This is a genomic window from Paenibacillus sp. FSL H8-0034, from assembly GCF_038000305.1.
Taxonomy (GTDB): Bacteria; Bacillota; Bacilli; order Paenibacillales; family NBRC-103111; genus Paenibacillus_S.
The window spans coordinates 4,201,577-4,214,744 of sequence record NZ_JBBOBS010000001.1 but is presented as its reverse complement, the minus strand read 5'-3'; the positions used below and the strand labels follow the sequence as shown (position 1 = coordinate 4,214,744).

The following is a 13,168-nucleotide window of genomic DNA, read 5'->3' as shown; positions in this document are numbered from 1 at the left end:
TGTATGATTTCAATTATACTGCATGATGATTAGCCTTTCACTGAGCCGAGCATCACCCCTTTAGCAAAGTGCTTTTGCAGAAATGGATATACACATAGAATCGGTAGAGTAGCCACCGTAATAACAGCCATCTTTACCGTTTCCGGAGGGACCGCTTGATCTGCTGCTGCCTCAGGATTATCGAGCCAGCCCTGCGAGAGCATAACGATGGAACGAAGCAGAACTTGAATGGGCCATTTTTCCGAATCGTTGATATACAGCACCGCTGCCATAAAGGTGTTCCAGTGACCTACGGCATAAAATAAGCTGAAGGTGGCGATTGCCGGCAAGGAAAGCGGCAGTACCAGCCGGAACAAAATAACCAGATCATTGGCTCCGTCAATTTTGGCGGATTCCTCCAGCCCATCGGGCAACTGCTGAAAGAAATTTTTAAGAATAATCAAGTTAAACACGCTGATCGCACCTGGAAGCAATAAAGCCCAGAACGAGTTCAGCAGACCAAGCGCCTTGATGAGCAAGAAAGCCGGGATCATGCCTCCCCCAAACAGTAGTGTGAACAGGATCATGATCATAAGCGCTTTACGGCCGATTAAATCCCGGCGTGACAGCGGGTAAGCCATAATGGAGGTAAAAATAATATTGATCAATGTACCGACCACCGTGATGAATACTGTTACCAGCAGGCTTTGCACGATCCGGTCATTACCAAATATGATGCGATAGGCGCTGAGTGAAAATTCAGTAGGAAACAATACGAAGTCCTTACTTAATACATCATGCTCGGAAGCAAACGATGTAGCGACAATATGAATAAACGGCACTGTAGTTGTCAAAGCGAACAGCGACAGCAAAACATAGTTACAGTAGTCGAACAATCGGCTGCCAAAGGAATGAGATTTCATGACCGGCTGCTCCTTTCTTCTAGATAATTCCTTCTTCTCCAAATTTCTTGGACAGCTCGTTTGCAATCAGAACAAGCACTAGGCCAATGAAGGATTTGAACAGGCCAACCGCTGTGGAATAGCTAAATGATCCTTGCACGATCCCTATCGTATACACATAGGTGTCGAAAATTTCGGCAACATCCCGGTTCAGCGGATTGAGCAGCAGAAACACATGGTCGAAGCCCAACTCCAAAATATCGCCAATCTTTAATATGAGCAGAATAACGATCGTACTGCGTATGCACGGCAGCGTTATATGCCACAGCTGACGCATCCGGCCTGCTCCGTCAATCCGGGAAGCCTCGTACAGCTGCGGGTCTACACCGGCGAGTGCCGCCAAGTAAATAATGGTTCCCCATCCGGTATCCCTCCAGATGGCCTGAATGATATAGGTCGGCCGGAACAGCTCGGGATTCATCATAAAGGTGAACTTTTGTAATCCCACCGAAGCTATCATCTTCTGAAACACACCATCCTGCATCTCGAAGATAACAAAAAACATTCCGATAATAATGACCCAAGACATGAAATGCGGAATATAGATCAAGGTCTGGATCACCTTTTTGAACTTCTCTGTGCGAAGCTCATTCAGTAGAAGCGCCACTACAATGGGCATCGGGAAGACGAACGCTATATTCATTAGCGAAAGCAGCAAGGTATTCCTCAGCAGAACGAAGAAAGTAGGATCACTGAACAAACGAATAAAATGTTTCATGCCTACCCAGCTGCTGCCGGTCATGCCTTGAAATGGAGAGTAGTCCTGAAAGGCGATTACAATCCCCCACATCGGTCCGTACTTAAATAATAGGAAATAGATAATGCCAGGCAGCAGCATCAGATACAACCAGCGGTCCATCTTAATCTTCCGCAGCTTGCCCTTTGTACTTATCACCCTTGCTGCTTTGATTGGTTTTACATTTGTATCGGCCGGATGATTGTAGACAGCCAAGATGATTCACTCCTTAACCTGAAATATATAGTTAGTTCTCTGATACGGTCCAAGGAAATGTTCATGACTTGTCACTTTTAATGGTCTTATCCCAATCCACACGGGCTTTATATACATTGGTGCGGCCATTTCGTTCAGATGAGAAGATCACATACTTATCATCCCTTGTGAAAATCGGATGCGGGTGCGACATTTGACTCTTCCAGGACGTACCGTGAGCGCAGAGCAAGCCGACCTCAACGGACTCACCTTCATATTTAAGCAGTGCTAAAAAATTGCCGTGATCCTTCATATCCTTGCGAATAGGCGCCCGGTCGCCGATCCCTAAGTTTTCCGCATAATTCATTTGAACGTGGGATGGACGGGTATAAGGATAATAATATCTGCGCTCATCCGAGCCGTCCGTGTTCACGAAGATATCGCCATGTTTGTAGAATTCCTCGCCTACCTGATCTCTGTACGAATATTGGGCGCCGACTCTGCCGCTTGCAGTGAAAAATTCGTGGCCGATCCGCTCCAAATTCACCTTTTGATCGATGAGGGGATATACTTTGTCGTGGTCTACTCGCGCGGTCCACATTCTGTGAACTTGGAGCCACGGCCCTTCATGGCAAAATAACACGACATTCGGATCGGTTGGACTGATATTGACATGCGAGATCCATTGCTGATCTCCCCATAACACAAGCGACGACTTCTTAGTCAGATCGTACCGGATGACGATACTTGTCGGCCTGCGAAAATACTTTTCCCTCATTTCCGAATAAATTTTGCTGGTTTGCGTACAAACCTCAATTACTTCCACATAAGAAAAAGCAAGATATTGACCGGCGTTATCGATGGATAAATCGCTGGGTTTGAAGCCTGGGGGAATTTCCATCAGAGCCTCGGCTTCCAGCGTATCGAGACGGACACTCTTGAGGACGCGGCCCGCAAAGTAATACACGATATGATGCTGTGCATCCAGCACCGAGCTGAACGGATAAATATCCGTTTCATCCGTGAGCTGTACCATTTGTCCATCCGCGAACCGCATTGTGTACAATTGCATGGCTCCGCTTCGGTTAGAGGCCAACAGGATATACTGATTCTCCGCGTCAATTAATGTTTTGGTAAAATAGGGATGGTACGTATCCCCAATACTGTCAGTAAGTTGAACCATCTCGACACCCGTCAAGTCGTCCGTTCCCTCGATCATCGTTGAATAAGATACATGCCCTTTCACAATACACCACCTGCTCCATCTACTATGTTTAAGCTTCTTGACTTGCTGTGTTCATTCTAGTTCTCCAAACGGATATCAGTCTATATTCATTTGTTCAGGATATTACAGAACCGTGCTGTGGCAAGGTTTTTCGGTGGAATAACCATAGGCAGAACTCTGTCCTTCTCCTATACGTGCCGCAGTCCCCCATGAATGGAATCAAAGAAGCTGTGCGTCCGCTACTTAGTGAATCTTATATAAATCCAAATAAAAAAAGCCATAAATCCGCAATGAGCGAACCATGACTATATAAGATCAATGTATATCAGGACAAGTTAATCCATAATCAATTAAGCTGTCACAGTTATACCTATACCTGCTTCATAGCCGCCCTCAACTATTCGTCCGTCCGAGATATTTGGTAGGGCTTCTCCACACATACGCAGATCGGTAAATAATGGTAGTCCAAAAACTGCTCAACAAAGACATTCCCTAAACAGCATGGAATCATTATTTATTCTTTGGCATAAGCTCATCAAGAAAAATGTAATCATTTCGTTTTATTTATGCAATATATTCATCGCTGCTAGGACGTCACCTGAAATTAAAGACTTCATTAAACAGGAAAACAGGATACACTTCCTCGAACCGGAGGTAAAGTACCCTGTTTATTTAGACTTTTTCAGTGACCTTGAGTAAGCCAGCGGCCTGTTGTTATTGCGCTATAGCTTGTTGGTGGACGAAGGACACTCCGAATATCAATCACCTGCTCAAATACTTGCTTGTTAGTGAATGTTCTGCGCTTAAAAGCTGTTTTGGCGTGCCCTCGAATATGACTTTACCGCCATTGCTGCCGCCTTCGGGACCCATATCTATGATCCAATCGGCGTTTCTGATCACATCCAGGTTATGTTCGATCACAATGACAGTATTTCCCGCATCTACAAGACGATTCATGATAGCAAGCAGATGGGCGATATCCGACATATGCAGCCCGGTCGTCGGCTCGTCCATAACGTAAATACTCCCCTTTTTATGCAGCTCGCTGGCCAGCTTGATACGTTGGCACTCACCGCCTGATAGTGTGCTGAGCGGCTGGCCGAGTGTCAAATAATCCAGTCCCACATCACTCATCGCCTGCAGCTTGCGCACAACTTCTTTGATATCAAAAAAAGAGAGGGCTTGTTGTACGGTCATCTCCAGCACATCGGCGATCGATTTATCGCCCAGTTTGTATGCGAGTACCTCCTCTTTGAAACGTTTGCCGCCGCATATTTCGCAGGTTATTTTGACGGTTTCCATAAATGCCAACTCGGTATAAACAACACCAAGACCTTGGCAGTTTTCACAGGCACCCGTGGAATTAAAGCTGAACAAGCCGGGTTTCACCTTGTTGGCTGATGCAAAGGCTTTGCGCACATCATCCATGATGCCCGTGTACGTGGCTGGATTCGAACGGGTCGAAACGCCCACAGCTGCCTGATCGATCACTATCGCATCAGGATGCTTTTGCAAAAACACCTCGTTGATCAATGTGCTTTTGCCTGAGCCAGCAACGCCTGTCACTACGGTTAATACACCCGTTGGTATATCGACGCTAACATTGTTCAAGTTGTGCAGATTGGCGCCTACGACAGATAGCTTACCCGTTGCCGGACGATAATGATCCTTAAGCGGCATCGATTGTTTCATATGCTTGCCTGTCAGGGTATCGGTCTGCAGCAGTCCCGAATAGCTGCCTTCGTAAACAATGGTGCCGCCGCGGCTGCCTGCAAAAGGACCGACATCGATTATATGATCGGCTACTTGAATCACATCGGGGTCGTGTTCGACGACAATGACAGTATTGCCTTTGTCGCGCAGTTTCTGCAGCAATTCATTAAGCCGGTGCACATCTCGGGGATGCAAGCCAACGCTCGGCTCATCAAAAATGTATACCACATCCACGAGACTGCCGCTCAAGTGTTTGACCATTTTGACACGCTGTGATTCTCCACCGGATAAAGTGTCGGTTTCGCGGTCGAGGCTGAGATATTCCAACCCAATATCAACCAGGTGCTGCAACCTTTCCGTTAACGCTTTAACCATAGGTGCTGCTATCGGATCTTTTATTTCCTTGATGACCTCAATCAGCCGACCTACCTCCATGGAAGACAGCTCGGCAATATTGTTACCGTTGATTTTACAGCTAAGTGCCGCTTGGCTAAGACGAGCGCCGCGGCAAAGGTAGCATGGCCCTTCGGTTATAAACGGCTCTACCATTTTCTGAGTGCGCTCCGGCCTCGTTTTGAGATCTCGCTTGATGTACTTGCCGCTGAACTTCTCAATGATACCCTCGGAGGTAAATTTTACAGGTTTCCCTCCAACCTGCATTTCAACTTTATACGGTTTGCCATACAAAAGCTGTTCCATTTCTAACTCGGTATAATCGACAAGCTTTTTGTCATTATCAAACAAACCTGACTGGGTAATAATGTTCCAATCCCAGCTGTCAACGCCATACTCTGGAAGCAGGATGGCACCTTCGTTGAGCGATTTGGATATGTCCAACGCTCTCTTCGAGTCAACTCCAAGCTTGCGGCCGACGCCGCTGCATTCCGGGCACATGCCTTGCTGATCATTAAAGGAAAAGGCATTGGCATTACCGGCGTAAGGCTGACCTACACGTGAATATAACAGCCGAAGTATAGGTGCAATATCTGTAATCGTGCCCATGGTCGAGTGGGCGCCGCCTCCCAAGCGTTTTTGGTCGACGATAACCGCCATGCTAAGATTTTCGATTGCGTCTGCATCCGGTTGCGGAATGCGCGGCAGAAAGTTGCGGACGAACATGCTGAAGTTTTCATTCAGCAGACGCTGGGATTCGGCGGCGATGGTATCGAAAACGATCGACGATTTGCCGGAACCGGATACACCGGTAAATATGGTGATTTTACGCTTGGGAATGCACAGAGATACATCTTTAAGGTTATTTTCCCGAGCGCCGCGGATTTCAATATATTCTTGGGTCAACAGATGTCCTCCTTTACTCTTATTAAGATCCTTAGCGGATGAAGCACCGCAAGAGAGCGTTTTAGACAGAGCGGTTTTTCCGTTCTCAAGTAAATTGAAATCAGAACAGCTGACATACGTGTAAAAACAGATCACTTGATGGGCATTAGATACTACCATGAAATGATCTGTTTTATGAGGTTCGGCTATTTAACTATCGTTTAATACCGAAAGACGGTTATTGTTCCAGCACCTTTTCAAACTCGCGGAACCAATTACTCCAGCCATACTTAGCGCCTGCGAGTGCTTGATCATTTGAGATCCCGGTTTGTTCGAGATGAAGGTTAACCTTTCCATCCCCTAAATCCTGCAGCGTCCAGGTCACCGTGTGCTTCTCTCCACTTTCCCAAGTATAAGACAATCGGTCTGGTGCGTCCACGATAAGCACCTCACCGTCAATAATTCCATTCCACCATTCGGTCGGCTGCGTGCGAAACTGAAAACGGTGTCCTACGACAGGCTTAAAATCATTCTCCATGGTCCACTTGGCAAGCTTGCTTGAATCGGTTAAGGCGGACCAAACCTTTTCAATCGATGACGTGAACTGAAAATCCAAGGATAATGTTAAACTCATTCTTCATCCTCCTCTAATAGTTGGTTCAAGCGCAGCATATTCGCACTCCAGAATTTGCTGTAGAAAGCCACCCAATCTTGAATTTCTCTGAGTGGAGAGGCGTTTAGCCTAAATCGCGTTTCTCTGCCGACTTTTCGGTCAAGCACCAGCCCGGCCTCTTTAAGAATTGTCAAATGCTTGGATACAGCAGTACGGCCCATTTGAAACTGAACTGTTAATTCATGAAGCGGTATCTCCTCTGCCTCTGCTAACAGACGAATCAACTGGCGCCTAGTTGGATCTGCAATCGCGTCATACACATCCCGCAACGGGTTGTTATCGCTCACAACACCTTCTCCTAAATATTATTACCAAGGGACAACCGTTAATTCACAACCTTTTTAGAGTATACGGCTCTACGAACGTAGCGCCCACAAATTAGAACTCCTAATTCGCCACCATTTAGTGTCTTTGCAATTATAGGACACCTTTTGGTGTCTTGTCAACACTTTAGAAAGTGCTTTTCATTCATTCCCTTAAGTCAATGAAATCATAACATAAAATGCGTTGGAATAAATAAGAGACTTCAAGTACGATGATATTATTACGCTTTGGGGAGGACCAATAATGATTGTTCATAGTAGGTGGTTGTTAATATCCGTTGGACTGGGGGTGCTATTGAACCCATTAAATTCTTCGATGATTTCTGTTGCTATCTCAAGGCTGCAAAATGTGTACCAGCTTGACTTTCCAGGTGTTTCCTGGATTATTTTTTCTTTCTACATTGCAAGCAGCATCGCTCAACCTGTTATGGGAAAGGCCAGTGATATATTCGGTCGAAAGAGGATATTTCTTGCCGGGCTTATTGTTTCCTTCGTTGCCTCATTATTAGCCCCACTGTCACCAAGCTTTGGGTGGCTTATTGTGTTCCGCATTGTGCAAGCGATCGGAACAAGCATGATGGTTTCAGTAGGAATGGCCATTGTGCGAATTCATATTACGGAGAAACAAGCGTCTGCGCTGTCAGTTATGTCCATATTCCTGTCAGGAGCGGCAGCAATTGGTCCTTTTATTGGCGGGGTCTTGATTCACTGGTGGGATTGGCCTGCTATCTTTTTGGTCAATATTCCGTTCGTGGTGACGAGCTTTCTATTGGCTTGGAGGAATATCCCTAAGGACGAGCCTCCAGCATCCGTTGCACTGCGCATGTCTATTCGTAAATGGTTTGAATTGATTGATGCATCAGGGATCCTGTTCTTCACAGTAGGTCTGGTTGCCCTACTCGTTGGATTACTGTCAGCAAAATCATCTGGGCATGTCTCATTTGAGCATGTTATTGTCGGGCTGATAGGCCTCGTTGCATTGGGCGCTTTTGTACGACATGAGTTAAAAGTGACGTCACCCTTTATTCCTTTACGCACATTTGCCAAATATCCTGCAATGACTTCGGTCAATATCGAATTCATACTCGTTAACGTACTTTATTACTCGCTCTTTTTCGGGCTTCCATCCTATTTGCAAATGGTACGTCATGTAAGTGAATTCCATACAGGCATTCTCATGCTAAGTTTGGGTTTGTGCTCGCTCGTTGTTTCTCCAATAGCAGGACGATGGATAGATAAATCAGGACCTCGGCCGGCATTGCTGCTGTCTGCAATCCTGATGACATTTGGATCGGTGTGGCTCGTGACATTGAATCCAACTTCACCGGTTATCAGCGTGTGTCTGGCTTTGGCTGCATTCGGTATTAGCAACGGGTTGAACAATGTAGGTATGCAAGCAGCCTTGTTCCAAAGTTCTCCAAAAGAAATAATCGGTGTAGCATCCGGAGTATTCATGACATCGAGATACCTGGGAACCATTCTCTCTTCATTATTGCTAAGCATCGTAATGGGAGATAAATTCAGTGATGGGGGATTTCAACTACTTGGGGCTATCCTCTCTGTAATTGCATTGTTCCTGGTATTCATGAGTTGGCGGCGCCGAGAGTCAGGGCAATTGAAAGTGTCGTAGGGTCAGGTTGACTGATCGGGAATGGAATCAGGTTCTTGACATCGATTGATGACAAGAACCTGACTTTTAAAATATAACAATGATGCTGAATTCCTACTAGAAACTCATCACGTCGCTACGTGCAGTCACGGTACTGTCTCTACCCGCTTGGATAACGGAAAGGCTTTTACGCCTGTCTGCCCGTCAGGGGTTTTGTAGAACCGAGCCTCTTGAACGGTGATGGCCGTTTGGACCGACACTTTTTTGGCTCGAAGCGTTATTTTGAGCAGTGCCTCTCCATTTTGTATAAGGGGATTCACTGTAGTAAAATCAATGGTGTACAAGCCATCTCCGCCTGATATCGAAGCAGCAGCATGATCCGGCAGTGTCGCGGCACCCATCAGATCAAAAAGCTGAGGATCGAAGCTGAGCCTTAGCGTTCCTCCGTATACCGATTGATAGACGGAGCCTCCAACCGTTGAGCTCCCATCGTAGGCATGTAACTTGAAGGTATGCTCATCCAATAGATTCAATCTGGTTGGACCATGCAGCGCCGCTTCCGGCATCATCTCTCCCGCCTTTGCTTTAATGTCGCCCGATTGACCCGATGAAACAAATCCAAAATAACCGCTTTGTGTAATCGGATTGTCCCTGTCCACAATATCCAGTACTTTCAGACCGTTCACATAACACAAGATCCGCACACCGCCCTCTACATTGACCGCCCCGGCATAAATCCGTGAGTCGCTGCCGTTGAATTGATTGTTAGGGAATGTAAGAAACGTCTGCTGCTTGCCGTCGATCCATTTTTGCAGTTCCCACACCGTCGGTTTAAATATAATCAAATAATTCGTATCCTGGTTGAGCGGCTTATTGGGTGTCTGTGAGCGGATAAGCATACCCGGCCACTCCAGCCCATTGTTTGCAAAGTCGTAGCTCATATTCCAGGCAAACAGCGTATCCCCGAATTTGGAACGGGTATATCGCGTCATATCCTTGGCGAAAATGTTCCACCCACCGGCTGCATTGAACGTATCCGACCACCCGGCTGTATCGTCCAGCATCGACTGAAAGTTAACTTTCGGCACAAGCGGAAGCTCTGTAGAAATAACCCTTTCCTCGTACAATCGGGTCGCGGCCAGCAACGTGGCTTCTTCAACTAAAAGCTGCTCATAGGTCACCCCTTCATCGCCGAAGTGCGTGTAAGCCCTAGATCCCGCTTGTTGAAGATCGCTCCTTGCATAAGCTGGATATTGCCCTGGCAGGCTGCCTTCCGAAGTTGTATCCATCATTCGGCGTTCCAGCTGGATAACCTCCAAAAGACGTTTTCTGGCATCGAGCGCCTTTTGTTTGGATTGAAGCAGACTGCGCGCCGTGTTAAGCTGTTCATCCGTAGACGATGCTTGCATGACGATAGACTGCGCGGCATCGATGGCTTGTTTAAAATCGTCCAGTATCGTTTGCGGAAACAAACCCTCTCTCTCCGCTTTAACGTATATATACCGTGCATCGACAATCGTTTTGCGCAATAGATCGGCTGCCGGAAGCTCTTCCAAGGGCACAATAAGACCAATATCGTCGTAATATACGGACTGCAGACTCGCCTGAGGTTTATTATTCCAGGTCAGCGCCGATTCGCTCCATCCGTCCTCGGCTAATCCATATACCGTGGTACTAGCTCCATCCGCAGCAGCACCGCTCGCACGCAGCAGCAGCTTCACGCTTGTGATTTGTTTATCTGTCAGATTACCTAATGGGAATTGCAAATAAATTTCTTCCTGGTAACCGGTATTCCAATACGCTGCATTAAACGAGGTCGTATTGCCGTAGTTTGTATTCGCATCATCTGTCCCCGTCTTGGTTCGTACTCCAGCACTTTTGGTCGCATAGATAATCATTGGAGTCGCGGAATCCTCTGTCATCACCTCAAGCCTCGGCTGGTTCGTACCGGTCCGTTTCGTTGCGAACGTCGTCCGGCTGTTGGCACCTCTCACGGTAAGACTGGCTGCAGCATCCCGATTGCTTTCATCCCGAATGAATGATGTCACGTCATAAGCAAGCCATGCAGAGCTTGTTGTCGGAAGCGTCTGGGTATCAAGCTCAATCAGACTGTCGCCTGCCCCCGGAAGCGGCTCTTTAGCAACATACACAACAGCGGACGTGTTCGACGTTCCCGTAATAAATTCCAACTTATACTGCGTCCACTCTGTTCCGTACGTCATCCTCGTCACCGTATCTCCCCCAAAGTTCCGTACGCCGAAAACGGATGCCGAATCAGAGGACGAAGCTTTGGTCCATAGGGATACCGTGTAGCGCGTGTTTGGGGTCAAACCAGTCACTGTTTGCTCAAGCTCCGAGACGCTCCCGCTGAGCTGGGCACTGCCGTTCTGAGTGCGTGTTATCGCAGTTTGCGATGACCAGGCCGCTCCCGCTGCGTAAATATGCTGAGCCCGGCCTTTCGTTACCACCCATGGCTCCAACGTCCTCGTCTCGAAGCTGCCATTCGTCACACGGTCAGCGGTAGGGGGAACCATAGACGCAACGGTTCCAATGACGGGCGGAGCTGCAAAATCATGTCCCGTTTTGAATAATGGCTTCCCGTATTCGTATGCCCCTATATCAGGTGCGGCTCCGGCATACCCGTCTGTAATACCGGGGACAACTACTCCTGCATCAATGCCAGACGAATTCGCCATTAACCGAAAGTCGAATTGATCCGGGTTCATAAATTGTGGATCGATACCCAGCATGAGATTGCTGCCGGTCACATAGCCTGACGCTTCAGCAAATTGCACCTCGCCTCCGGTCACAATATTGTTGAAGATACGATCCCCATACATATCTCCTTTGAACACGATCGCATAAGTGCCCATCCCCAGGGTATTGACCGCAGCTGTGTTATTATAGACCAAGTTGTAATTACTAGGGGAGTTAAGGCGAATGGGATCGGAATTTGGTACATTCCATATGACGTTATGGTGTATGATAAAATGGCTGCTTTGATTGTCCGTATAAATTCCCATTCCCAGGTGTGTATACATATCGTGGAACGTATTGTACCGGATTTCGGTATTTCGGGCATCATCAGCTGCCGTATAGAACAACCCGCTGTCCTTTGTAATTAAACCGCCGTAAGACACGTCATTGTATTCTACGATCATACGAGCGGGATCATCCAATTTGATTACATCTCTGCCCGATCGGGTTACTGTGTTATAACCGATATAATGTCCGGCTCCGCTGGCGAATACAACCCCGTTCCATGTACCAGCATAATTGCCGTCATGAATATAATTATTAACGATTTGGTTGTATTGTCCCTTCACATTCAAAAGGCTGGCCGAGCTGAAGGTGAGCTCGCTGTTTATAAGTTCATTGTACTGGCCCCTCATTGTCAAACCGTTATTCTCCTCCAGCGGATTCCCTTTGTTGTTCCGGCTGTTGTGAGACACATACTGTGCATGGAGCCTGTCGATAACAAGATGATTCGATTGATCGTTCGTCTTAATGCTTGTCGCGAACAGTCGAAGCCCCTCCAGCCGAATATAGGATCGGTCAGACAAGTCGAAACCATAAATTCGCTTTTTCGCCTCAACCTTTACATTTGAGGCATCATACCCCGCAGGCGGCTTAATGAACAGACGCCGGTTCTGTTCATCCAGCCACCACTCGTTCTCCGCATCCAGTGCAGCTTTAATTCCCGATAAAACATACGGTGTCCCACTTCTCGGGTCATAGTTCGAGTTAGCTGACCGGACCGAAGTGAAGGTCAGTTTATGAGAGGCGGGGTCGTACTGCGTCACAACGCTGTCATCACCAACCCAGCTCGCGCCTCCGGCAAACCAGATGTCCGCTCCGGTCCAATCGATATTGGCAGGGAGACTGCCATCTGTTAGGGTTGTGTTGCTCCCCGCTTCCGCCGTCGCCCTGGAAGGTTCCAACAGCGTCCCTGTATTGTTCGGCCATCTTGCAATTTCCGCCATCCCACCGTTAATAAAAATCTGGTTGCCGGAGCCAAGCGACCATTCCATTGGCGCTTGCAGCAGCGGGAGCGCTCCTGATGAATCCAATGACCATCCGGACAAAGGATCCGCCCCGCTAATAGTGACATTTTCGTTCGGATAACTCTTAAATGTAATGGGAGCTGACTCTACTCCTGATCTTGGCGGGGTTACGGTCTCCCTGTAGGTTCCTTCCCGAATCAAAGCGATGTCTCCAGACTGCATCATGCTTGCCGCTTTCTGAATCGTTCTCCACGGGCTCAATAAACTGCCATCTCCCGTCAAGTCGTCTCCCGTTACCGCCACGTAATACGTATTCGGTGAAGCGTTTACATTTTCAGGTTCCATCAGCATGATCATCGGCAAAGCAAGCATATAGACGACAAGCACGCCAATGAATTTCAGCATCCTCCCATGAATGCATGTACACATAACCCATCATCCTTTTCATTGTATTATGACAAGAGGGGCGCT

At 47.4% G+C, this 13,168-nt stretch carries 8 protein-coding genes; 1 reads left to right on the top strand and 7 read right to left on the bottom strand.

Going from position 1 to position 13,168, the window contains the following annotated elements:
* Positions 1–29: 29 nt before the first annotated feature.
* The 6 genes from NST47_RS19075 to NST47_RS19050 form a co-directional block, all read right to left on the bottom strand.
* A complete protein-coding gene (locus tag NST47_RS19075) occupies positions 30–902 on the bottom strand; it encodes a carbohydrate ABC transporter permease (RefSeq protein WP_076228837.1) in 873 nt (290 codons plus the stop codon).
* 19 nt (positions 903–921) lie between these two features.
* Complete coding sequence (locus tag NST47_RS19070; RefSeq protein WP_445667471.1) at positions 922–1,560, bottom strand: ABC transporter permease; 639 nt, start codon at positions 1,558–1,560, stop codon at positions 922–924.
* A 394-nt stretch (positions 1,561–1,954) separates the two neighbouring features.
* The gene (locus NST47_RS19065; protein WP_341156521.1) at positions 1,955–3,091 is read right to left on the bottom strand and encodes an oligogalacturonate lyase family protein; all 1,137 of its coding nucleotides are present in this window, start codon (positions 3,089–3,091) and stop codon (positions 1,955–1,957) included.
* Between the two features lie 768 nt (positions 3,092–3,859).
* A complete protein-coding gene (locus NST47_RS19060; RefSeq protein WP_445667387.1) occupies positions 3,860–6,268 on the bottom strand; it encodes an ATP-binding cassette domain-containing protein in 2,409 nt (802 codons plus the stop codon).
* A 58-nt stretch (positions 6,269–6,326) separates the two neighbouring features.
* Entirely contained in the window at positions 6,327–6,722 is a 396-nt protein-coding gene (locus tag NST47_RS19055; protein ID WP_341156519.1) for an SRPBCC family protein, read from the bottom strand.
* Positions 6,719–7,048, bottom strand: a complete 330-nt coding sequence (locus tag NST47_RS19050; RefSeq protein ID WP_341156518.1) for an ArsR/SmtB family transcription factor — start codon at positions 7,046–7,048, stop codon at positions 6,719–6,721. The genes NST47_RS19055 and NST47_RS19050 overlap by 4 nt, the downstream gene beginning before the upstream one ends.
* A gap of 280 nt (positions 7,049–7,328) precedes the next feature.
* On the opposite strand from NST47_RS19050, the gene NST47_RS19045 reads away from it, so the two are divergent.
* Positions 7,329–8,714 (top strand): MFS transporter, encoded by a 1,386-nt coding sequence (locus NST47_RS19045; protein WP_341156517.1) that lies wholly within the window; start codon positions 7,329–7,331, stop codon positions 8,712–8,714.
* 125 nt (positions 8,715–8,839) lie between these two features.
* Here NST47_RS19045 and NST47_RS19040 read toward each other — a convergent pair whose 3' ends face one another.
* Complete coding sequence (locus NST47_RS19040) at positions 8,840–13,102, bottom strand: CBM96 family carbohydrate-binding protein (RefSeq protein ID WP_341156516.1); 4,263 nt, start codon at positions 13,100–13,102, stop codon at positions 8,840–8,842.
* Positions 13,103–13,168 lie beyond the last annotated feature (66 nt).

What these genes read in the sequence shown, in the direction of transcription:
- NST47_RS19055 (WP_341156519.1), bottom strand. Translation starts at nt 6,722, where the DNA reads ATGAGTTTAACATTATCCTTGGATTTTCAGTTCACGTCATCGATTGAA.
- NST47_RS19060 (WP_445667387.1), bottom strand. Translation starts at nt 6,268, where the DNA reads ATGGTAGTATCTAATGCCCATCAAGTGATCTGTTTTTACACGTATGTC.
- NST47_RS19075 (WP_076228837.1), bottom strand. Translation starts at nt 902, where the DNA reads ATGAAATCTCATTCCTTTGGCAGCCGATTGTTCGACTACTGTAACTAT.
- NST47_RS19045 (WP_341156517.1), top strand. Translation starts at nt 7,329, where the DNA reads ATGATTGTTCATAGTAGGTGGTTGTTAATATCCGTTGGACTGGGGGTG.
- NST47_RS19070 (WP_445667471.1), bottom strand. Translation starts at nt 1,560, where the DNA reads ATGCCCATTGTAGTGGCGCTTCTACTGAATGAGCTTCGCACAGAGAAG.
- NST47_RS19040 (WP_341156516.1), bottom strand. Translation starts at nt 13,102, where the DNA reads ATGCTGAAATTCATTGGCGTGCTTGTCGTCTATATGCTTGCTTTGCCG.
- NST47_RS19065 (WP_341156521.1), bottom strand. Translation starts at nt 3,091, where the DNA reads ATGATCGAGGGAACGGACGACTTGACGGGTGTCGAGATGGTTCAACTT.